Below are 22,556 nucleotides of genomic sequence, written 5' to 3' on the forward strand. Positions count from 1 at the left end.
CCCCATGACCCGAATGATCGTCCCCACCGCCGCGAATACGTTTCCGCGCAATTCCCACCTGAATCTGGCACCGGTCCTTGTTGCCCTGATGGTGCTGATCGGTGCCTGTGCACCGGCAGACGATCGATTTGCACCCGAGGAGGTAGCCGCGTGGCAAGCGCGGGCAGAAACGGTGACCATCCAACGCGATACCTGGGGTATTCCCCACGTCCATGGTCGAACCGACGCCGATGCCGTATTCGGCATGATCTACGCCCAGGCGGAAGATGATTTCAACCGGATTGAAGTCAATTTCCTGACGTCGCTGGGCCGTTCGGCCGAAGCCGAAGGGGAGGAGGCCCTCTGGCAGGATCTGCGGATGCGTCTCTTCATTGATGAAGCCGAACTCAAACAGTTGTACGCGGACAGTCCGGCCTGGCTACGCGACCTGATGGATGCGTGGGCCGATGGTTTGAACTGGTATCTCCATACACATCCAGAGGTCGAACCCCGCGTGCTGGATCGGTTTGAGCCCTGGATGGCCCTTTCGTTCAGCGAGGGAAGTATTGGCGGCGATATCGAGCGGGTGTCGTTGGGTAACCTTGAGCGTTTCTACGGTCAGGCTCCCCTCGAGACCCTGGCCACGACCGCATCCGCATCCGATGGCGAACCGGCGTTCCACGGAGAGCCCGCCTGGTTCCAGGCTGAACCCACGGGTTCGAACGGTTTCGCCATTGCGCCTTCCAATACGGCCAACGGGAACGCCTTGCTGCTTATCAATCCGCACACTTCATTCTACTTCCGGGCAGAAGTCCATGTGACGAGCGATGAGGGCCTGAATGCCTACGGTGCGGTTACCTGGGGACAGTTCTTCATCTACCAGGGATTCAATGAACGGGTCGGATGGATGCATACATCCAGTCGGGCCGACAACATCGATGAGTATCTGCTGACCGTCGTGGAGCGGGGCGATTCCCTGTTCTACCGGTTCGACGGGGAGGACCGACACCTCCGGCAGAAGGAGGTCACCCTCAGGGTCAAGACCGACACGGGAATGACGGAGCGCACGTTCACCACGTGGCGGAGTCACCATGGGCCGGTCATCCGGGAAGAGGACGGCAAATGGGTGGCCTTCCGCATCATGGAGGAGCCCCTCAAAGCCCTGCAGCAGTCCTACTTGCGTACGAAGGCGGCGAGTTACGACGAATTCCGGGAAACCATGGAGTTCCACACCAACTCGTCCAACAATACCGTCTATGCCGACGCGGACGGCACGATTGCCTATTTCCACTCCAACTTCATTCCGGTCCGGGACACCGCATTCGACTTCACGCAGCCTGTGGATGGCTCCACCTCGGCCACCGATTGGAAAGGTGTGCATTCCATTGACGAATCCATCCACATCGTGAACCCGCCGAATGGATGGATCCAGAACACCAACAACTGGCCGTTCTCCGCCACCGGAGCGAACAGTCCGAAGAAGGCGGATTTCCCGACGTACATGTCGCAGAACACCGAGAACGCCCGCGGCCTGCACGCCCTCATGGTGCTCGACGGGGTCACGGACTTCACGCTTGAATCGCTGCGCGCGGCGGCCTACGATTCCTACTTGACCGCCTTCGATGAGCTGCTGCCTGACTTGTTCGCGGCGTATGATGCGGCGCCGGCCGACGACCCGGTGAAGATGGAGGTGGCCGAACAGGTGGAGCTCCTCCGGAACTGGGACCGCCGATTCGGGGTGGACTCCGTCCCGACGTCCGTCGCCATTTTCTGGGGCACGGAATACATGCGGCGGGCCCGGTCGGCCGACGGGGAGGACGTGAGTCTGGAGAGCCTGGCCGCGGCGAAGCAGAAGCTCGTGGATGATTTCGGCCAATGGGATACGCCGTGGGGAGAAATCAACCGATTCCAGCGGTTGACGGGTGATATCGTCCAGCCGTTCGACGACACCCAGCCCAGCATTCCGGTCGGCTTCACGTCCGCCACCTGGGGTTCGTTGGCGGCCTACGGCCAACGAACGTTCAACGACACCAAGCGGATTTACGGTACCCGTGGCAATTCATTCGTGGCCGTGGTGGAATTCGGGGACTCCCTGAAGGCCATCGCCATCACGGCGGGTGGGCAGAGCGGTGACCCGGCCAGCCCGCATTTCAATGACCAGGCGGAACTGTACGCGGCGGGTCAACTCCGGACCGTGTATTTCTATCCGGATGACATCGAGTCCGCCCTGGAACGGAGTTATCGGCCTGGTCTCTGATTACGGCCTATTCCCACCCGGTATCGCTGATGGTTTTTCCTTGGGCGGGTGTTCCTGAATCCGTGTGTCCGCCCATGGTGCGGACTTCGAGTTGGTGCACGGCTTCCTCAACCTGGTCCAGCCGCTTCAGGATGTAGCGCCCCCCGAAGAGCACGAAGAACGCCAGCAGGATGTTGACGACGGACAGCAGGAAGACAATAATTTCCACGGCTCAGTACCCCACGGCGCGGCTGTCGAATGAACGGCTGTCGGCGGATCCCCAGCGGATACCGGTCTCCCAGTCAATCCAGATCCCCATGGCCTGTCCCTGCACATTCCGGTCATAGACGGAATGCCCTTTCTGCTCGTACAGGCGCCGCGTATCGAGCGAGATTCCGGGTTCGAACGACGTGCGGTCCGGGAGCCACTGATGATGGATCCGGGGTGCTTCCACAGCCTCCGCAATGTTCATGTCGTGGTCAATCACATTCAGGATGACCTGGAGTGTCGTGTTGATGATGGTTCGCCCTCCAGGACTCCCAATGGCCATGACGGGTCGCCCGTCCTTGGCGACGATGGTCGGCGTCATGGAGGAGATCATCCGCTTCTGCGGTGCCACGAGGTTGGCGTCCGTGCCGATGTTGCCGCGCGAGTCCGTCAGGCCGGGAACGGGGTTGAAATCGCCCATCTCATTGTTCAGCAGGAATCCGGCACCTTCCACCACGATCCGCGCTCCGTAGCTGTACTCCAGCGTGTACGTGAGGGAAACCGTATTGCCCTCCGCATCCACCACGGAGAAATGCGTGGTCTCGTCGCTTTCGTACCACTGGATCCCGTTGAAATTGGCGGAGTCGCTGACGGAAGCCGATATCGGATCGATGGTTGATCGCAAGTCGCTGGCGTGCTCCTTGCTGATGAGCCGGTCCACGGGCATGTCCGGATTGAACTTGGGATCGCCCACGAACAAGGCTCGATCGGCATAGGCGCGGCGCATGGCCTCGGTCAGCAGGTGGAGGTACTGAGCGGTGTTGTGTCCCAGAGACTTGAGGTCATATCCCTCCAGGATGTTGAGCATGGTGACGGTTGCAATGCCACCCGACGAGGGAGGTGACATGCCGTAGATGTCATACCCGCGGTAGGTGCCGTGGATGGGCTCCTGCTCATCGGCTTCGTAGAGGGCAAGGTCTTCCTCGGTGATGAGGCCGCCGTTCTTCCGCATGAACTCGGCCATGAGACGTGCAGTCTCGCCCTTGTAGAACCCGTCCGGGCCCTGATCACGGATGCGTTTCAAGGTCTCGGCCAGATCGGGTTGGCGCATGATTTCACCGACGGCATAGTCGCCGGCATCGCCTTTGGTGAACGCCCGGACGCTGCTTTCGTAGATCGGGTCATCCGCTGCCATGTCCCGGAACCAGGTGCCCAGGTTCCGGAGATCCCAGGACCACGGAAACCCGTCTTCTGCGAGGCGGACGGCGGGTTCCACAAGATCACGCCACGGCATGCTGCCGAACCGCTCATGCGCGAGCGCCAGCCCGGCAACCGTTCCGGGTACACCCACGGACGTAAGCGCGTGGTGGTGGGCGTGGTTGTCCGGCTGTCCATCGGGGCCCATGAACATGTCCACGGTCGCTGCGAGCGGGGCCTTCTCCCGGAAGTTGAACGCGGTAATGTCCTCGCCATCCGCACTATGGTACACCAGGAAGCCACCACCACCGATATTTCCGGCGGACGGATGCACGACCGCCAAGGCAAAGGCCGTGGCGATGGCTGCATCCACCGCGTTACCACCGGCCATCAGGATGTCACGTCCGACCTCGCTCCCCAGGTACTGGGACGACGTGACCATGCCGTTCAGTGCGGGTACCGGTTCACGGCCATGTTGGGCCTCGGCGGGCCAGACGAAGAGAATGACAAGCAGGAACGCGACCGCCGCCCGGACGACGGCTCGGAATGGGGAACGGATCATGGACGATCAACTGCAAGGGTGAAAAAGAACCCCTCAAGGTAGCACGCAGCAGCCGCCTGCGGCAACCCGTCTTCAACAGCCTTCTAGCGGGGCCAGGAGCCCAGGACCTTCATGTAGTTGGCCCGCTCCCAGCGCTCGGTGTCGGCAACCTTCAACTGGCTCATGCTGCCCTGCATCTGTTCCACGGATTCATACTCATTTTCCGTCATCCAGATGCGCATGGCTGTCAAAACTTCTTCGATGCGGATGAGTCCTTGGGCCAGCAATTCCGAGGCCATCATGGTGATGGAGGCCCCGGCCATGAGTCCCTTGAGCACATCCTGATGGGTATGGATACCGGTCGTAATGGCCAGATCGGCGGGAATCCTTCCATACAGGAGCGCGATCCACCGCAGGGGCAAACGCGACTCCCACGAAGAAGACAAGGTGAGCGTGGTACGGGTTTCCAGGCTGTCGATGTCGATGTCGGGTTGATAGAACCGGTTGAACAGGACGATCCCGGAGGCGCCCGCCTTGCACAGCTCCTGCGCAAAATGAGCCGTGGAGGTCAGGTACGGGGAGATCTTTACCGCCACCGGTATGGAAACCGCGCTTCGAACCAACCGGACGACCGCCAGGTAGCGCTCCTCCACGACATTCGACGGTGTATCCATGTCGGTTGGCAGATGGTACAGGTTCAATTCGATGGCCGACGCGCCGGCTTGCTGCAACAGGCGGGCATGGTCGGTCCACCCGCCCGGCGTGGCGCCGTTCAGGCTGGCGATCACGGGCATGTCGACGGATCGGGCTGCGGCCGATACATGCTCCAGATACGTCTCGGCCGTGCTCCGGAAATCATGCGTTGCGGGAAGGTAGTCCAACGATTCGGCGAAGCTCTCCGTCCCCAATTCGAGATAATGATGCAGTTGCCGACTTTCGGCTTCAATTTGCTCCTCGAACAGCGAATGCAGGACGACGGCACCGGCCCCATGATCCTCCATGGTCCGGATGGCATCCAGCGATTCCGAGAGTGGGGATGCGGAGGGGACGATCGGGGAGCGCAAGTCCAGCCCGAGCCAACTGGTGTTCATCTTCATGGTGTGCGTCCGGGTTTGGGTGGGAGGGTGGCAGTGGGCGGGAGGCCGGGTTTGGACGGTGGGCCGGCCGCAGGAGGGAGGCCGGTTTTGCCGGGTTCTTCGGGCGACATCTCCGCGCGCTTGGCCAGCGATTCATAGCGCTTCCACTTTTCGTTCACATTCGTCTGGGCGTGCCGGGCAAACCGGGCCGCCTGATCCGGATTGATCTTGGTCAGGATGCGGTAACGGTTTTCGTTGTACAGGTACTCCGTGAGCGGGATGGACGGCTTCTTCGAGTCGAGCTGGAATGGATTTCGTCTCTCTTCCTGCAACCGGGGGTCGAAGCGGTAGAGCGGCCAGTGGCCCGACCGTGTGGCCAGGTCCTGTTGCTCAAGCCCCTTCGTCATGTCTATGCCATGTGCAATGCAATGGCTGTAGGCTATGATCAGGGAAGGCCCGTCGTAGGCTTCGGCTTCCCGGAACGCCTTGATGGTCTGGTTGTCATTGGCGCCCATGGCGACTTGGGCCACATAGACATACCCGTAGTTCACGGCAATCAGGCCGAGGTCTTTCTTGGGCATGGCCTTGCCTCCGGCGGCAAACTTGGCCACGGCCCCGAGTCCGGTCGCCTTCGAGGCTTGTCCACCCGTGTTGGAATAGACCTCGGTATCCAGCACGAGTACGTTCACATTCCGTCCGCTGGCCAGCACGTGATCCAGCCCGCCGAAACCGATGTCATACGCCCAGCCGTCCCCGCCGATAATCCACACACTGCGGGGTACGAGCGCATCGGCCACCGACATCAGATCCCGAGCCGCGGCGGTGCCGATCGGGCTCAACCGGGTTTTCAGGTCCCGGATCCGATCCCGTTGGGCGGCAATCTCTTCCTCTGAGATCGGCTGGGCGTCCAGGAGCGCCTGGACTACGCCCGAACCCAACGGCTCGCGCAACCGCCCCAGCAGCTCCCGGGCATATTCGGCCTGTTTGTCGAGGGAAATCCGCATGCCCAGACCGAACTCCGCGTTGTCTTCGAACAGAGAGTTGTTCCACGCCGGACCCCGGCCATCCCGGTTCCTGGCCCATGGGGTCGTCGGCAGGTTGCCGCCATAAATGGAGGAGCAGCCCGTGGCGTTGGCTACGACCATGCGGTCCCCGAACAACTGGGTGGCCAGTTTCAGGTACGGGGTTTCGCCGCATCCGGAGCATGCGCTCGAGAACTCGAACAGGGGCTCCATGAGTTGCACATCCTTCACCTTCGAGAACGACAGCGGGGACGTCCGGGAAATCGGGTCGAGGGTGGTGAAGAACTCCCAGTGCTCCGTGGATTGGTCGGTATTCGGAATCATGTTCAGGGCTTTGCGGCCCGCGTGGGATTTGTCCTTGGCCGGACAGACCTCGACGCACAGCTGGCATCCGGTACAATCCTCGGATGACACCTGCAGCGTATACGCATGGTCTTCGAGGCCGCGCCAGGAGGCCTCCAGGGACTGGAATCCCTCCGGAGAACCGGCCAACAATGCGTTCGGGACCACATTGGCCCGTATGACCGCATGCGGACAGACCAGGACACACTTTCCGCATTGGATGCACAGATCCGGATCCCACTCCGGGATTTCCATTGCGATGTTCCGTTTCTCCCACTGGGTGGTCCCGCTGGGATACGTTCCGTCCACCGGCAAGGTGCTGACCGGGAGGTCGTCTCCACGACCCGCAATCATCTCGGCCGTGACGGATTGCACAAAAGAGGGAGCACGGCTCGGCACCGGGGGGCGTAGTCCGGCCATCGACGTGGCGGTTCCGGGAACGGTCACTTCGAACAGGTGGCTGATGGCGGCATCCACGGCCTCGTTGTTCTGGCGGACAATGGCTTCTCCGCGCTTGCCGTAGGTCTTGCGGATGTAGGCCTTGATCTGGGCGATGGCCTCGTCGGGTGGGAGAATGCCGGCAAGGTGGAAGAAGGCCGCCTGCATGATGGTATTTATCCGGACGCCGAGGTTCAACTCCGCAGCCAATGCATAGGCATCCACCACGAAGAAGCGGAGTCGACGCTGGATGATCTGTTCCTGCACGGGACGGGGCAGGTGACTCCAGACCGTTTCGGGACCATGCGGACTGTTCAGTAGGAACGTACCACCCTCAGCCGCCATTTCCAGCGTGTTGTACCGCTCCAGGAAGCCGAACTGGTGAACCGCCACGAACTGGGCCCGGTCAATCAACCATGGGGCATTGATGGGATCCGGTCCGAACCGGAGGTGGGAGATGGTACGGGCGCCTGCCTTTTTCGAGTCATAGACGAAGTATCCCTGGGCATGGAACGGGGTCTGTTCACCGATGATCTTGATGGAGTTCTTGTTCGCACCCACCGTGCCGTCCGACCCGAGTCCCCAGAACACCGCCTGCGTGACCGAAGCGCCCAGGATGTCAAACGACGGATCCCATGAAAGACTGTTGTTCGATACGTCGTCGTGGATGCCGACGACGAATGGATGTGGGGGTTTTTCCTCCCGGAGGGCTTCGAACACGGCTTTCACCATGGCCGGCGTGAATTCCTTGGAGGACAGGCCATACCGACCGCCGATCATCCGGGGCATGGGCGTGCCTCGGGAGGCCAGCGCCGTGACGATGTCCTGGAACAGCGGTTCGCCGTTGGAGCCGGGCTCCTTGGTGCGGTCCAGAACCGCCATATCCGTGACTGATTCCGGCAGGACGTCCAGGAAGTGGGAGGTCGAGAAGGGACGGTACAGCCGGACGGTCACAACGCCCACGTCTTCACCGTGCGCATGCAGCCAGGTGGCCGTCTCCCGGGCCGTTTCCGCCCCAGAACCCATGATGACCACCACGCGCGTGGCGGTCGGCGAACCGGTGTATTCGAAGGGCCGATAAGTCCGACCCGTAAGTGCGGCAAACCGGTCCATCTGTTCACAGACAGCGGAAATGCACTGGGTATAGAACGGGTTCACGGATTCCCGCGCCTGGAAATAGACGTCCGGGTTCTGTGCGGTTCCACGGATGAAGGGATTGTCCGGCGACATGCCTCGGCTGCGATGGGCCTCCACCCATTCCGGTCGGATCATCTCCCGGATGACGTCATCCGGGAACACATCGATCTTCTTCAGTTCGTGGGATGTCCGGAATCCGTCGAAGATGTGCAGGAACGGAATCCGCGACTGGAGGGTGGCGGCTTGGGAGATCAGCGCCAGGTCCAGGACTTCCTGGACATTCCCCGAGAACAACATGGCCCACCCTGCACCCCGTGCGGCCATCACATCGCTGTGGTCCCCGAAAATGGACAAGGCCTGCGCCGCCAGGCTGCGGGCCGCGATGTGGAAGACCGTCCCCGTCAGCTCGCCGGCAATTTTGTACATGTTGGGAATCATGAGCAGCAGCCCCTGACTCGCCGTGAACGTGGTAGTCAATGCGCCCGATTGCAGGGCACCATGGACGGCACCCGCAGCTCCGCCTTCCGCCTGCATTTCAATGACCCGAGGGGTGGTACCCCAGATATTCGCCTGGTCCTGCGAACTCCACAAGTCCGACCATTCACCCATGGGGGAGGCCGGTGTAATGGGGTAAATGGCAATGACTTCATTGGTGCGGTAGGCTACGTGGGCCGCCGCCTCGTTGCCATCCATCGTGACGAAATGCTCGGACATGCTGTCTACCTCTCTGTTGAAACCGCGGAATTGATCCTGCGGGGTGGAATTCGGGACAGCATGAAAATGCACTGTCAGCGGCATCCTGCTTGCGGGTAATCATCCAAACCGCGTGTAGGACAGGTCCCTACACACGGTCCAACCCTCATGGGCGTCCCCATCGACACGCGTGAAACGATTCCGAAAACGCTGCCCCGGCATGGATGTGCGCCAGGCGAAGCCGTACTTTGATGATTCGGCCATCCTTCGCAAGCCGCCACACCGTTCCAGCCATGTCCACCATGTCCTCTTCGTCCTCTGGACTCCCCGCTGTCATCCACCCGTCCGAACATCCCAACGCAGAAGGCACCCAGCTCGAAAAAATCCCGGTCCTCATCTACGACGAACCGGCTCAGCTGTCGCTGCAGGTGGCGAAACGAGTGGCCAATCTCATTGAGGAACGTTCGGCCGCAGGCAAGAAAGTAGTCCTGGGCCTGCCGACCGGTTCAACGCCCATTGGCGCGTATCAGCATCTCATCCGGATGCACCGTGAAAACGGACTGGACTTCTCGAACGTCGTCACGTTCAACCTGGACGAATACTATCCCATGCAGCCGGACAGCCTCCAGAGCTATCACCGGTTCATGTTTGAGAACTTCTTTGATCACGTCAACATCCCGCGCGAGAACATCCACATTCCGCGGGGCGATCTGAAGCCCGAAGAAGTCGAGACCTATTGCCTGGCCTACGAGCACGCCATCCGCAAAGCCGGCGGCATAGACCTTATCCTGCTCGGCATCGGTCGAAGTGGCCACATCGGGTTCAACGAACCCGGTTCGGGCATCGATACGCGCACCCGGGCCATCATCCTGGACGAGATCACGCGGAAAGATGCGGCATCGGACTTTTTCGGCGATGACAACGTTCCGCGCGAGGCCATCACCATGGGGGTCGGCACCATATTGGATGCGCGCGAAATCATCCTCATGGCCACGGGAGAGCACAAGGCACCCATCGTTCGCCGGGCCGTCGAGGAGCCGCCCAACCGGGCCGTCACCGCCTCGTTCCTGCAGCATCATCGCGATGCCACCATCTACGTGGATGAGGCTGCTTCCCAGGAACTGACCCGCATAAAGACACCGTGGGTGGTCAAGCCGGTCACCTGGACAGAAGAGTTGTCCGTACGTGCCGTCATCTGGCTCAGCGAGCAAGTTGGCAAGGCCATTCTTCGCCTGGAATCCAGTGATTTCCACACACATCACCTCCATGGCCTGGCGTACCGGTATGCCAACACCGACGACCTGTGTCGTCGCGTGTTCGAATTGCTGCGCCGCAAGATCGTGTACTCCGAGCAGTTGATCTCCGAGAAACGGGTGGTGCTGTTCTCACCGCATCCCGATGATGATGTAATTTCAATGGGGGGGATGCTCGGCAAGCTCGTCTCCAACGGCAACGATGTCACCGTATCGTACATGACGAACGGATCGGTCGCGGTGTTCGATGCGGATGTGCGGCGTTACATCCGGTTCATGGAAATGGCATCTGACGTCTTCAAGACCGCTCCCGGATTCCTGGACCAATTGGCTGCGTTCCGACAGGCCATGGACGACAAGAAACCCGGGACGGTGGATTCCGCCGACGTGCAGCGTGTGAAGGCGTACATCCGGTATGCCGAAGCCATTGCCGGAATCGAGGTCATGGGACTGCGCCGCGAGCACGCCCGCTTCCTGGACATGCCGTTCTACAAGACCGGTCGCGTTCGCAAGGACCCCATCGGACCGCAGGACGTGCAGATTGTCCTCGATCTGCTGGAGGAGTTGAATCCGGAACACATCTTCGTGGCGGGCGACCTGTCCGATCCCCACGGCACGCACCGCATGTGCTATTTCGCCATCCGTCAGGCGCTCGAGCGCTACAATGAGGGCAAGTCGGAAGATGAAATGCCAACGGTCTGGTTGTATCGCGGAGCCTGGCAGGAGTGGGAAATCCATCGTGCCGACGTGTTCATTCCCATGACGAAGAACGATCTGAACCGAAAGATCGAAGCCATTTTCAAGCACGAGAGCCAGAAAGACCGGGCCATGTACCCGGGCGCGTACGATGTGCGCGAGTTCTGGGAGCGGGCCCGGGACCGGAATGCGGAAACGGCAGCGCGGTTGAACAACCTGGGCCTGCCGGAATTCGATGCCGCCGAAGCGTTCGTGTGTTCGAAGGAGATGTAGCGTTCGGCTATTGGCCGGAAAGCACCTGCCCCAATACCTCCAGGGCCGTCTCGATCTCGGCGGCGCTGACATCCTTGTGTGTCGTGGCGCGGATGGTATGGGGCCCGAACGGTGACAAGGCAACGCCGCGTGCCCTGCAGGCCGTCACCAGCGCGACGGCGTCCTGGACCACATCGAACATGATGATGTTCGTCTCCACGCTGCCCAGGTCGAGCGAGACCCCGGGCAGTCCGGCCAGGCCCTCGGCCAGCCGGCGTGCGTTGGCATGATCCTGGCCCAAACGGTCCCGGTTGTGGGTCAGGGCATGGATACCGGCCGCTGCCAGGATACCCACTTGGCGCATGCCTCCACCGAACATCTTCCGGTAGCGATGGGCGCGCCCGATACGCTCTGCATCTCCAACCAGAAGGCTGCCGACCGGCGCCCCGAGCCCTTTTGACAGGCACACCGAAACGGTGTCGAACGGAGCCGCCCAATCGGCCTCGCTGATTCCACTGGCCACGGCCGCATTCCACAGGCGGGCGCCGTCCAGGTGACAGGTGAAGCCGGCTTCGCGTGCGGCCCCGACGGCGTCCTTCAGGCGATCCATGGGGTAGATGGTACCGCCGGCCTTGTTGTGGGTGTTTTCCAGGCAGAGCACCCGTTGCCGGGGCTCCCAGTAATAGTGGGAACGCACCGCAGTGCGGATATCATCGCCGGTCAGGACGCCCCGCCGACCCGGCAGGGTACGCAAGTTGGCTCCGGAAAGGGCGGCTGTCGCACCCGATTCGTAATTCACGATGTGGCATGCCGCTTCGCACACCACCTCGTCGCCCGGTTCCGTGTGGATCCGGACTGCCAACTGGTTCGACATGGTGCCCGACGGCACGAACAGTGCGGCCTCCTTGCCCAGGCGCTCGGCTACCATGTCCTGCAACCGATTGACCGTAGGGTCCTCACCAAAAACATCATCCCCGACCTCGGCCGCCGCCATGGCGTTGCGCATGGCGGCATCGGGACGCGTAACCGTATCGCTACGGAGATCAATCATCCGCGGGAGATGTCGAGGATTTCCAGGGTCACGGTACCGGCAGGCACGGTGATGTCCGCCGTTTCGCCGACCGACTTGCCCAGAAGTCCCGCGCCGATGGGGCTCTTGATGGAAATGCGACCGGCCGACAAGTCAGCCTCTTCCGGCGCGACGAGCGTGTAGGTCTGCTCGGCACCATTGGCCCGGTTCTTCACCGTAACGGTGGACAGGATGAACGCCTTGCTGCTGTCAATCTGGCTTTCATCCACCACACGGGCGTTCGAAATGGTGGTTTCGAGCTTGGCGATCTTGGTTTCCAGGTGTCCCTGCTCTTCCTTCGCCGCATCGTATTCCGCGTTCTCAGACAGGTCACCTTGCGCCCGCGCATCCGCAATGGCTTCCGCAATCCGGGCACGTTCCTTGGTTCGGAGGAATTGCAATTCGTCCTTGAGTTTTGCGAGGCCCTCTTTCGTCAAGTAGGTAATCTGGGGCGTTTCCATGGGGGAATCCTGTTACTGAAATTCTAAAATGCAAAAACGCTGCCGCACGGGGCGACAGCGCATGCTCGCAACCGGATGGACCGGTACGTGCTCGACTTGAACCGCATGAAACGCGCCCGTGGCCGGTCAGTTTCCGGAGGAATCGGCCAAACGCTCCAGGGGACTCCATCGGTCGTCCACGACACGACGTCCGGTATGGTACCACTGTCGCCAATAGGGCTCGTCCAGATGCGAAATCATGACGCCCTGACTGGTCGATGCGTGCAGGAATTCCCGATCCGAAAGAACGATGCCGGCATGTCGGCCGCGCCCGTCCGGACGGAAGAAGACCAGGTCGCCGACATCCAGCTGGTTGCGCCGCACCCGCGATCCCAATCGGATTTGCTCTTCGGTCGTCCGCGGCAGACCCAACTGGAGTGCCGAAGCGAAAATGGTCTGTATGAGCGCACTGCAGTCAATGCCGGACGAGGAAAGACCACCGAACAGATACGGGGTACCGATCCATGTGGTGGCGGCTTCCCGTAGCAGGTTGTCCAACAGGGCCAGTGGCTCCGATCCGAGCGACATCAGGGAATCGGCCGTCGGGGACGATTCTGTCGCATCGGTTTCACCGGGATATGGAGTCTCTGTCACAGCCACAGGCTTCGACGCCGACGCCGGCTCGGCGTATCGGCTCGTCTTGAGCGCGGAGCATCCACTCAGCATCAATACTGTCATTGCGAACAGGATCGGACGGATCATGGGACAGGAAAGGGGGATTCAGTGGGCAATATTCAACCGGCCATATGTTTTGTATCGGTCCATGGGCGAAAAGCTGAACTTTGAATAAACGGAGAGGCTGACCGGGCGGCGGATCAATCACAGAACCGTTGCCGTTGTCCGAATCTCGTCAAAAAGCACTGAACAACGTACACCATGCCTTATCCGGAACCCCTCGTCGCGCCCATGCGGGCTGAACTCTCCCGAGTTGGTGTTGTTGAACTGAAAACGCCAGAAATGGTTGACGATGCGTTCGACAAGGCGCAATCGGGTACCATGCTGCTCGTGGTCAACAGCGTTTGCGGATGCGCCGCAGCCAACGCACGGCCCGCTGTCACGCTGGCCATGCAGGCACCCGTACAGCCGGACCGGTATACCACGGTTTTTGCCGGCCAGGATCTGGAAGCCACGGCACGCGCCCGTGATTTCCTGGCAGGCATCCCGCCATCGTCCCCGTTCATCGCGCTCATCAAGAACGGCGAGCCCGCATTCGTTCTTGAGCGTCGTAATATTGAAGGACGGTCCGCATCGGCCATCGCCATGGATCTGGTGGGCGCCTTCAATACCTATTGCGGGGAAAAGAGCGCAGCCGCGCCGTCGGTTGGGACTGCAGACGCGGAGCAGCCGGAGCGCGGCGACGACCTGCCCGGGACATTCCGCTCCATCCTCTGAGGCGGATTAAAGAATGCTGACCGGTGGTCGATATTGGCAGTACGCCAAACAGAGACCATCGTGACCGCACCGGAATACAAGCCCATTGCTTCCTTCGGCATAGCCAGCCCGTACACCCAGCCGTCCCTGGACGAACTCGTCCAGCTGTGCATGGATTTCGGCTTGGTGAACGATGTACGGCATGAGTCCAACGGCCGGCTGAGCATAAAGTGCAAGGAGGAAACCTTCCGGGCCACGTTGCCCGAGGCCCAACTGCTCATTCGCGGACTGCTCATCGGGTATTTTGCCATGCATACGCGCGACGATCTGTCGCTGGCCAACTGGGAGAACTAGACCCGCGCTGCATCGTAAGGAAACCGCTTTCAACACCAAGCGTGATCACCAAGCGGAATTCCCATGCGCGAAGTCTTTGTTGTGGACGCGGTCCGCACGCCCATCGGCACCTTCGGCGGTGCCCTTTCGAGTCATACCCCGGTTGACCTTGCCGCCCATGTGATGGGTGCCTCGCTCGAACGTTCCGGGGTTGCCGGAGCCGACCTCGATCTGTACATCTTCGGCAATGTGCTGAGGGGAGGACACGGCCAACTCATTCCCCGTCAAGCCGCGTTCAAAGCCGGGATACCCGATCATGTGGACGGTTTTGCCGTCGACATGGTGTGTTCCTCCGGTATGCTCGCCCTCATGCAGGGCGCAACGATGATCAAGGCAGGAGAGGCCGATCTCGTCCTGACCGGCGGCACGGAGTCCATGTCCGGAACGGGGTTCTATCTGTCGTCCCGTGCCCGCTGGGGGTACAAATTCCTGATGGGCAACCCGGAAGGCCTCACAGATCTGTTGCTGCATGATGGCCTTACGGATCCCATGTCCGGAGAGGCCATGGGTGTGCAGACCGAGCGCCTGGCCGCCGAGAAAGGCATTACCCGGGACGAACTGGACGCCGTGGCGGAAGCATCGCATCGACGCGCGCATGAGGCCACGGAGGCTGGAGCCTTCCGTTCCGAAATGGCACCCATCGCGTACCGCGTCAAGCGCGACATGGTCACCCTCGACCGGGACGAAGGTATCCGTCCGGCGACGACCCTCGAATCCCTGGCGGCACTCCGCACGGCATTCCAGAAGGATGGCGTACTGACAGCCGGCAACGCGAGCCAGATTTCGGATGGCGCCAGCGCCATCATGCTGGCCAGCGGGGAGGCGGTCAAGAAGTACGGGCTCAAACCATTGGCCCGGTACATGGCGTCCGGCATTTCCGCCGGCCCCGCATGGCGATTCCCCGAAGCGCCCATCCCGGCCGTAAAGAAAGCATTGGACAAGGCGGGTCTTGGCATCGGCGATTTCGACCTGCACGAAAACAACGAAGCGTTCGCCATCAACAACGTACTGTACAGCCGGATGCTGGACGTGGACATGGACCGGTTGAACGTGCATGGCGGCGCCGTGGCCCTCGGGCACCCCATCGGATGCAGCGGGTCGCGCATTGTGACCACGCTCATCCATGCCCTTCACCGCCATGACAAGGCGCGGGGGATGGCGGCCATCTGTCATGGCACGGGCGGTGGCACGGCCGTGGCCATCGAGCGCGTGTGACCCAGCTGCTCTACATAGCCCTCGGGGGAGCCCTGGGTGCCTTGGGGCGATTCGGGGTTTCCCTGGCCGTCCTCCGGTATGCGGGGGGAGGCTTTCCCTGGGGCACGTTGGCGGTGAATGTCATCGGGTCGTTCCTGGCTGGCGTATTCTGGGCCATCCTGGGTCAGACACACGGACCACAGCGCATGCATGCGCTGTTCATGATCGGCATGCTCGGAGCGTTCACGACGTTTTCCGCCTTCAGTGTCGAGAGTCTGCGCCTGTATGAGGATGGCCAGTCCCTGATGGCCCTGGTCAACGTGTTTGCGAACAATCTGGGCGCATTGGCGGCGGTCGTGGCCGGCGTCTGGGTGGGACGGTCACTTTCGGCATGAGTACGCTGGTCGATGTGCTGGCAACGGCGGCGTTGCGGTGGTCCGATCCGGATCATCCGGCGCGGGTCCGAGCCGTCAAGGCCACCCTGGAGATGGACAACCGGTTCACCGAGGAGGCCATCATCTTCGCCGTGAATCAGCAGATGTCCCTGCTGACACCCGAAGCCCTGGAACGATGGCAGAAAAAGCTCGCCGGGGTGGCGACCGGCGCCGAACACCATTCGGCACAGCGGGTCGTCGGGGTCTTGAACCCCGGCAACATCCCGATGGTCGAATTACAGGACCTGGTGGCCGTGTTGCTTGCGGGTTTTGCCTGGAGAGGCACCGTGTCCTCCCGTTCATCTGCGCTTTTGCCGGCATTCCTGGATGAACTCCGGACCGTTGCCGACGGCCGCGTTCCGGTGGATGCGCAGGTGACCACCCTTCAGGAGGTCCTTGACGAGGCGTGGGGCCTCATGGCCTCGGGTTCGGACGATACGTTGGCCGAGGTGACGTCCCTGGCATTGGAGGCGGGAATCCCGGCCTCGCGCCAGTGGATGCGTGGCCACCGGTTTTCGATCGCCATCCTGGATGGCGGGGAGGATGAAGAGGAACGTCTGGATCTGGCAGAGGATGCGCTCCTGCATGAAGGCCAGGGATGCCGCAGCGCAGCGCTGATCTTCGCAACGGCCACGCAGGGACCGGACGAAATCCTGGATGCGTTTGCGACGTTCCGCGGTACGTTCCCGGCGCATCCGGCAACCAGCGGATCCCTGAAAATGCAGCAGGCGTTCCTGGAAGCACTGGACGCTCCACACGCCTGGGCAGACGGAATGGCGTTCCTGATTTCCAGAGGCGAAGCCGAGTTGCAGCAGCCCGGTCACATCCGTTGGGTTCCCTACGAATCGCCGGACATCGTTACGGCATGGGTGGGCGAGCACCGGAATGCATTGCAGGCCGTCTATACCCGTCGCGAGCGAGCGGGCGTATGGAGCGAGCGTCTGAGCGTGGTGGTCGAGCCGTTGGGAACCGCCCAACGACCGGAATTGGACTGGAATCCAGACGGACGGTCCCACGCCGACTTCTTCAACAACCTTCTGGGGCGTGTTTAAATGTAACCTGGCAGGTTACGAATTCATTTCGCCTACAACGGCGTTTGCCTGGTCGGAGCGGGTCATGCGGTCGCGTAGCCAGGCGTCCACGGAGTACCTCCCGGGGCCCGACAGCGCGATTCCGATCAGAACAACCATGTTCTTGAAGGCATGTCCGGGCGTTCCCTGTCCCGATGCAATGTGTCCCGTCCACGCAACGAACATGCCGATGGCGAGGATCCAGGACATGGGTGCCGTCAGGAATCCGACGGCAATCAGGAGCGCGCCAACGGACTCGGCAAAACTGATCATGAATCCCCAGAAGGGTGCGCCGAAGTCAATCCCGAAGCGCTGCATGGATTCGCCGAGTCCGGTCCAGCGTTCCACACCGCCCATGAGCTTGCCCCATCCGTGGTAGTACAGGAATCCCAGGCCCATGCCGAGCCGGATGACGAGCAGGCCAAGATCGAAATTTCGGGAAGACAACATGGTGGATTCTCGTCTGGACAGTGGTCAGTGTGTGTAAGAAAAGCGGTACCTGTGTGGGATAACGGACATGAGGCCCCTCAAGGTTCCGCTGGAATGCTCCAACTCCCCGCAGCGCAAACACTTCCGTGTTTACGGCGTACGCAGTAGAGATGGAAGATCTGCACACAAATACCGACAGAAAGGCCGAAGACAGGAACGGCACCGGTGGAGACGGCCCGTTGACCCGTCTCGCCCATGAAATCCGGTCGCTGGTCGACGATGTCAAGGAGTGGATTGAACTCCGCCTTGAATTGTTCCAGCTGGATGTGGAGGACCGCATCCAGGCGGTGGCCAACGATATCCTGCTCATCGTACTCGTCCTGGTCCTCTTTGCCGTCGCATTCCTGTTCCTTTCGCTGGCTGCGGCGTTTGCCCTCGGGCAGTGGCTGGGATCCAATGCGCTCGGCTTCCTGATTGTCGCCGTCGTATTCGTTTTGCTTGGCGCATCCATCCGGCGGTCCCGCGTGGATCTCGCATCCAAGGTAGGCCGCACCTTGACGCGCCCCGGATCCGGAGTCACCGCCGAGCCCTCCACGAATTCCCCTGCCAAACCCACGGTACCGGCCCTGTCCGAAAAAAGCGAGGATCGCCATGGCGCAGCATAGTCCGGTCAAATCAGGTGAGGATCGACGCAAGCAGGTGGAGGCCCGGCTTGCCGAGAAATCGCGCCGAATCTCGGATCGATTCGACGTTTTCGAAACGGGTGTCGGTCGGAGCCCGGTGGCCGTGGCCACTCGGTTGTTGTCGCGGAAGTCGGTTCGGATAGGCGTAGCCGTTGGTACGGGAGCGCTTGTGGGGTTGTGGTTCATGACCCGTTCCAGGAAGGCCACGTCTCCGTGGGACGACGGTGTGGACGAGTTGGCCGAACGCCTGTCGAAGTCGGTGTCCAAGCGGATGGACAAGGGGGATGATCTGAAGGATGCGGTTCGGAAGGCCGTCCATCAGAACCCGCCGGTACTGCATCTGGAAGAAAAACATGGCATTATTAAGGAGGCCGTCTCCCAGTTGTCGAGAGTCGTGTCCACGGCGCTCATCAAGGAAGTCACACGTCAGGTCTCGGCGTACCTGGACCGTCGTAAGGATCCAGACTGACGGAGTCCGGGATTGCCCGGCTACTGATTTCACCGATTCTGGATTTCTGTCGGAATCATTTGGCCCGCTTCAGGGTCGAATGCCCTCTTTTGCAAAATTGATGCTGACCACCCCCTGATCTATGCGCACCGTATTGTTCGGCCCACCCGGAGTAGGTAAAGGAAGCCAAGCATCCATGCTGGCTGAGCGCGAGGGTGTCACGCATATTTCCACCGGGATTCTTCTTCGCCGTGCCATTCGGGAGGAAACGCGGTTGGGCACGGAGGCCCGCCAGTATGTGGAGTCCGGGAAACTCGTGCCCGGTGCCTTGGTCCGCAGTCTCGCCGAGGAAGCCTTGCAAGCCTGTGGATATGATGGTTTCGTCCTGGACGGCTATCCCCGCACCATCCAGCAGGCCGAATGGCTGATGTACGACCTGAACCAGAAGGAAAAACCCCTCACGGCCGTTATCAGTCTGGTCGTCCGGGACGAGGTCATCGTGGATCGTCTCTCAAAGCGTCGCGTCAACCGGGTAACAGGGGAGAACTACCACCTGGATTTCAAACCCGTGCCGGCCGATGTCAATCCGGATCATATCATTCAGCGCAAGGATGATCGCGCCGACGCCATCCTGAAACGCCTGGAAATCTACCGGGAGGAGACCCATCCGGTTGAGGATTGGTTCCGCGGACGCGGCCTTCTGGTGGAGGTCAGTGGCGAGGGGTCCTTCGAGGAGGTTTACGCGCGCATTGTCCAGGCGGTCCAGACGGCAATCTGACGTGTCCGACACCGCCAAGGCATATATCAGCGAGGCCCGGGCGCGCATAGATGCAGCACTTTCAACGATTGTCCGGCATTCCGACCCGGAACGGCTGTATGGCCCGGTGCGCCATGTGTTGGATGCGCCCGGCAAACGATTCCGTCCGCTCCTGGCCATGGCAGCAGGCGACGTGTTCAAGGCCCGACCTGAGGCGTCCCTCGCAGCCGGCCTTTCCGTGGAAATCTTCCACACCTTCACGCTCGTACACGATGACATCATGGATCGTTCGCCGGAGCGCCGTGGACGCACTACCGTGCACGAAAAATGGGATGAAGCGACGGCCATCCTGTGCGGAGACTACCTCGTAGGGTTGTCGCTGGAACAGCTGATGGGGTTGCCCGCCGAACGTCTGCCTGATGTCATGCGGACGTTTACAGGGACCATCCGCATACTGTGTGAGGGCCAGATCCGGGACATGGCGTTCGAGGAACGGCACGATGTCGCGCTGGAGGAGTATCTGCGGATGATTGACCAGAAGACCGGTGCCCTGCTCCAGACATCGCTGGTTCTGGGCGGCCTTGCCGGAGAGGCATCCGCTTCGGATTTCGACACGTTGCGGGATGTGGGATTCCAACTGGGAAGGGCATTCCAGATACAGGATGACTTGCTGGATTTGATTGCAGATGCCGAAGCCTGGGGGAAACCGGTGGGCGGTGATCTCGTGCACGGGAAGAAGACGTTCCTTCTGCTCACGGCGGTGGCCAATGCCGGCGGAAACGATCGGGCCTGGTTCGACGAAATCCTGCGTTCAGGGCTGTCGGAAGATCGGATACCTGAAGCCCGTCAACGAATGGAAGCAGCGGGCGTGCTGGATGCGGCGCGGGAAGCCGTTATATTCCACTCCGGTAATGCCCGTACCCGGATAGCACAACTTCCTTCCGGTACGGGTCGCGACGTGTTGTTGCATCTCGCAGATCGGATGCAGGAACGCGTACATTGAAGTTTACACCCTTGATTGAAACATGATTGAACGGGAAGTCACCGTAACCAACCGGGCAGGCCTTCACACGCGGCCGGCCTCCATGATTGTCCGGACGGCGGCCGGCTTCAAATCTGATTTCTTCATTCACAAGGATGGGTACGAAATCAATGGCAAGAGCATCATCGGCGTAATGACGTTGGCGGCCGAGCAGGGAGCTACGTTGACGCTTCATCTGGATGGACCGGATGAAGAGGACGCCTTTGCCGCACTTGCCCAGTTGTTTGAGGATGGATTCGGTGAGGTGAAATAGTGCGAACGCTGAAAGGTATCGGCGTGGCACCGGGCATTGCCACGGGCCCCGTAGTCGTCTATGCACGCGTATCCTTTGACGTGGAGAAGCGGGTGCTGGCCGCGGAAGAACTTTCAGCAGAACTGAGCCGGTTTGAGCAGGCGGTCCAGCGGGCGGAGCGCGATCTCAAAAAAATCATTGCGCTCACCCGGGAGAAACTCGGGGAGGACAGTGCGTCCATTTTCGAGGCCCAGCAACTCATTCTCCGGGACGATGCCCTCTACAACGCCGTAGTAGAGTCCATCCGGCGCCACAATGTGAACGCCGAGTACGCCGTCAAGTCCGTGATGTCGAAGCACCGGCAGTCCATGGAGTCCAGCGACAGCGAGTACCTGCGTGAGCGGGCAAATGACTTGCTGGACATCCAGGATCGCATTATCCGGCACCTGAGAAGGGGGGTCATCCTGTCGGACATTCCGGCCGAATCGATCGTCGTGGCCGAGAATCTGACGGCTGCCGACATCATCCTGTTCTCACGGAAAGGCATCCTGGGCTGCGCCACCGACTTTGGCGGTCCGACATCCCATGTATCCATCATGGCGCGCGCCCTGGGCGTTCCGGCCATCGTGGGTATGCATGATGTGACCACACAGGTGACCGACGGTCAACTCGTGGTTGTGGATGGGCTGAAGGGGGAACTGACTGTTGAGCCCGACGAGGCGGCGGTGGAGTTCTACCGCCGCAAACAGGAACGCTACGCACGCCTGGTCCAGGAGGACATGGCCCTTGTACCGCTTCCGTCCGAAACGTTGGATGGTCATCACATCAACCTGGAAGCAAACCTGGAGCTGCGCGACGAACTGCCACTCCTGAACGAGTACGGCGCAGAAGGAATCGGATTGTTCCGGACGGAAATCATCCTGTTGATGGAGAATCGGCTCATCGTGTCCGAGGCGGAGCAATTCGAGTTGTACAGGGATGTAGTCAAGGGGGCCTCTCCCGGACATACCACGTTCCGTATGCTTGACCTGGGTGGTGACAAGTTGCTTCCAATGGGACACCGGGAGCAGAACCCGTTCCTGGGATGGCGTGGAATCCGGATCCTGCTCCAGAAGCCGGACTTGTTGGTGCCCCAGTTGCGTGCCATCCTCCGTGCCAGTGCGTTCGGGCCGGTCCGCATCCTCCTTCCCATGATCACGACGATCGACGAAATTCGGTCGTTCCGCAGACACTATCAGGGGGTTCAGGCGGCGCTGGAGGGAGAGGGAGTCGCTTTCGATCCCCATGTGCCGGTGGGGATCATGATTGAAGTCCCTGCGGCGGCCTTGTCTGCGCGGGACCTGGCACAGGAAGTGGATTTCTTTTCCATCGGTACGAATGACCTGACGCAGTATGTCATGGCTGTGGATCGGGGCAATGACCTGGTATCGGAGTTGTATGACGAATTGCATCCGGCCGTGCTGCGGCTCATCCACGAGACCACACAGGCGGCTCATGAAGCCGGTATCCCGGTCAGCCTCTGCGGTGAACTGGCGGCCAACCTGCGTGCGGTTCCGGTACTCATCGGACTGGGGATAACCGCACTGTCCGCATCGCCCGTCTACCTGCCCGGTATCAAACGGGTGGTGCGGGCCATGCGCAAGAGTGAAGGTGTGGCTCTGGCCGAACGGGCCATGGCATCGTCCGATGCCGCCGAAACCCGGGCGTTCCTGGATCAGTGGCTTGAGGAGCACGCCTGTGGACTGAGTTTCTTCCTGGACGGTGCCCGGGCAACCGGCTGACCGGGAACGGTCCTCCGGCGCCGTTCGCAGGTGCTGACCGTTCACGGGGGATGGGGCTCCGTACGCCTGATTTATGGTACAAGT

The 22,556-nt window shown here is 61.0% G+C and carries 21 protein-coding genes; 13 read left to right on the forward strand and 8 right to left on the reverse strand.

The genetic code is table 11. The annotated features are described in order from the left end of the window. Positions 1-4 precede the first annotated feature (4 nt). The gene (locus tag RIE53_06650) at positions 5-2,236 is read left to right on the forward strand and encodes an acylase (protein ID MEQ9104361.1); all 2,232 of its coding nucleotides are present in this window, start codon (positions 5-7) and stop codon (positions 2,234-2,236) included. Positions 2,237-2,243: 7 nt separating this feature from the next. Here the strand turns inward: RIE53_06650 and RIE53_06655 are convergent, their stop codons facing one another. From RIE53_06655 to nifJ, 4 genes are all read right to left on the reverse strand, one after another. Beyond that, entirely contained in the window at positions 2,244-2,444 is a 201-nt protein-coding gene (locus RIE53_06655) for a hypothetical protein (GenBank protein ID MEQ9104362.1), read from the reverse strand. A 3-nt stretch (positions 2,445-2,447) separates the two neighbouring features. Then, positions 2,448-4,181 (reverse strand): gamma-glutamyltransferase, encoded by a 1,734-nt coding sequence (ggt, locus tag RIE53_06660; GenBank protein ID MEQ9104363.1) that lies wholly within the window; start codon positions 4,179-4,181, stop codon positions 2,448-2,450. 83 nt (positions 4,182-4,264) lie between these two features. Continuing rightward, positions 4,265-5,257 (reverse strand): dihydroorotate dehydrogenase-like protein, encoded by a 993-nt coding sequence (locus tag RIE53_06665; GenBank protein ID MEQ9104364.1) that lies wholly within the window; start codon positions 5,255-5,257, stop codon positions 4,265-4,267. Next, a complete protein-coding gene (gene nifJ, locus RIE53_06670; GenBank protein ID MEQ9104365.1) occupies positions 5,254-8,889 on the reverse strand; it encodes a pyruvate:ferredoxin (flavodoxin) oxidoreductase in 3,636 nt (1,211 codons plus the stop codon). The genes RIE53_06665 and nifJ overlap by 4 nt, the downstream gene beginning before the upstream one ends. Before the next feature lie 272 nt (positions 8,890-9,161). Here nifJ and nagB point away from each other — a divergent pair, with 272 nt between their 5' ends. Then, complete coding sequence (nagB, locus tag RIE53_06675) at positions 9,162-11,090, forward strand: glucosamine-6-phosphate deaminase (GenBank protein ID MEQ9104366.1); 1,929 nt, start codon at positions 9,162-9,164, stop codon at positions 11,088-11,090. Between the two features lie 7 nt (positions 11,091-11,097). On the opposite strand, the gene RIE53_06680 is transcribed toward nagB, so the two are convergent. From RIE53_06680 to RIE53_06690, 3 genes are all read right to left on the reverse strand, one after another. Next, positions 11,098-12,120, reverse strand: a complete 1,023-nt coding sequence (locus tag RIE53_06680; protein MEQ9104367.1) for a GntG family PLP-dependent aldolase — start codon at positions 12,118-12,120, stop codon at positions 11,098-11,100. Continuing rightward, positions 12,117-12,599, reverse strand: a complete 483-nt coding sequence (greA, locus tag RIE53_06685) for a transcription elongation factor GreA (protein ID MEQ9104368.1) — start codon at positions 12,597-12,599, stop codon at positions 12,117-12,119. The genes RIE53_06680 and greA overlap by 4 nt, the downstream gene beginning before the upstream one ends. Before the next feature lie 126 nt (positions 12,600-12,725). Beyond that, entirely contained in the window at positions 12,726-13,340 is a 615-nt protein-coding gene (locus RIE53_06690) for an NlpC/P60 family protein (protein ID MEQ9104369.1), read from the reverse strand. 174 nt (positions 13,341-13,514) lie between these two features. On the opposite strand from RIE53_06690, the gene RIE53_06695 reads away from it, so the two are divergent. The 5 genes from RIE53_06695 to RIE53_06715 all read left to right on the forward strand — a co-directional run bounded on the left by RIE53_06695 (position 13,515) and on the right by RIE53_06715 (position 17,082). Continuing rightward, entirely contained in the window at positions 13,515-14,030 is a 516-nt protein-coding gene (locus tag RIE53_06695) for a BrxA/BrxB family bacilliredoxin (GenBank protein ID MEQ9104370.1), read from the forward strand. Between the two features lie 60 nt (positions 14,031-14,090). Beyond that, positions 14,091-14,363 carry a hypothetical protein gene (locus RIE53_06700; protein MEQ9104371.1) on the forward strand — a complete coding sequence of 91 codons (273 nt, stop codon included), beginning with the start codon at positions 14,091-14,093 and terminating at the stop codon, positions 14,361-14,363. Between the two features lie 63 nt (positions 14,364-14,426). Beyond that, positions 14,427-15,617, forward strand: a complete 1,191-nt coding sequence (locus RIE53_06705; GenBank protein MEQ9104372.1) for a thiolase family protein — start codon at positions 14,427-14,429, stop codon at positions 15,615-15,617. Beyond that, positions 15,614-15,991 (forward strand): fluoride efflux transporter CrcB, encoded by a 378-nt coding sequence (gene crcB / locus RIE53_06710; GenBank protein MEQ9104373.1) that lies wholly within the window; start codon positions 15,614-15,616, stop codon positions 15,989-15,991. The genes RIE53_06705 and crcB overlap by 4 nt, the downstream gene beginning before the upstream one ends. Continuing rightward, positions 15,988-17,082, forward strand: a complete 1,095-nt coding sequence (locus RIE53_06715; GenBank protein MEQ9104374.1) for an acyl-CoA reductase — start codon at positions 15,988-15,990, stop codon at positions 17,080-17,082. The genes crcB and RIE53_06715 overlap by 4 nt, the downstream gene beginning before the upstream one ends. Positions 17,083-17,097: 15 nt before the next feature. Here RIE53_06715 and RIE53_06720 read toward each other — a convergent pair whose 3' ends face one another. Further along, positions 17,098-17,550, reverse strand: coding sequence for a DoxX family protein (locus RIE53_06720; protein ID MEQ9104375.1), 453 nt, complete (start codon positions 17,548-17,550; stop codon positions 17,098-17,100). 125 nt (positions 17,551-17,675) lie between these two features. Here RIE53_06720 and RIE53_06725 point away from each other — a divergent pair, with 125 nt between their 5' ends. The 6 genes from RIE53_06725 to ptsP all read left to right on the forward strand — a co-directional run bounded on the left by RIE53_06725 (position 17,676) and on the right by ptsP (position 22,472). Further along, positions 17,676-18,194: a phage holin family protein gene (locus tag RIE53_06725; protein MEQ9104376.1), complete on the forward strand. Its 519-nt coding sequence runs from the start codon at positions 17,676-17,678 to the stop codon at positions 18,192-18,194. Further along, the gene (locus RIE53_06730; protein ID MEQ9104377.1) at positions 18,181-18,681 is read left to right on the forward strand and encodes a hypothetical protein; all 501 of its coding nucleotides are present in this window, start codon (positions 18,181-18,183) and stop codon (positions 18,679-18,681) included. Before RIE53_06725 ends, RIE53_06730 begins: the two co-directional genes overlap by 14 nt. 121 nt (positions 18,682-18,802) lie before the next feature. Further along, complete coding sequence (locus RIE53_06735) at positions 18,803-19,438, forward strand: adenylate kinase (GenBank protein ID MEQ9104378.1); 636 nt, start codon at positions 18,803-18,805, stop codon at positions 19,436-19,438. A gap of 1 nt (position 19,439) precedes the next feature. Further along, positions 19,440-20,420, forward strand: a complete 981-nt coding sequence (locus RIE53_06740; protein MEQ9104379.1) for a polyprenyl synthetase family protein — start codon at positions 19,440-19,442, stop codon at positions 20,418-20,420. Between the two features lie 22 nt (positions 20,421-20,442). Beyond that, positions 20,443-20,712, forward strand: coding sequence for an HPr family phosphocarrier protein (locus RIE53_06745; GenBank protein MEQ9104380.1), 270 nt, complete (start codon positions 20,443-20,445; stop codon positions 20,710-20,712). Beyond that, positions 20,712-22,472 carry a phosphoenolpyruvate--protein phosphotransferase gene (ptsP, locus tag RIE53_06750; GenBank protein MEQ9104381.1) on the forward strand — a complete coding sequence of 587 codons (1,761 nt, stop codon included), beginning with the start codon at positions 20,712-20,714 and terminating at the stop codon, positions 22,470-22,472. The genes RIE53_06745 and ptsP overlap by 1 nt, the downstream gene beginning before the upstream one ends. Positions 22,473-22,556: the final 84 nt, after the last annotated feature.

It is taken from the genome of Rhodothermales bacterium (assembly GCA_040221055.1).
Lineage (GTDB): Bacteria > Bacteroidota > Rhodothermia > Rhodothermales > UBA10348 > 1-14-0-65-60-17.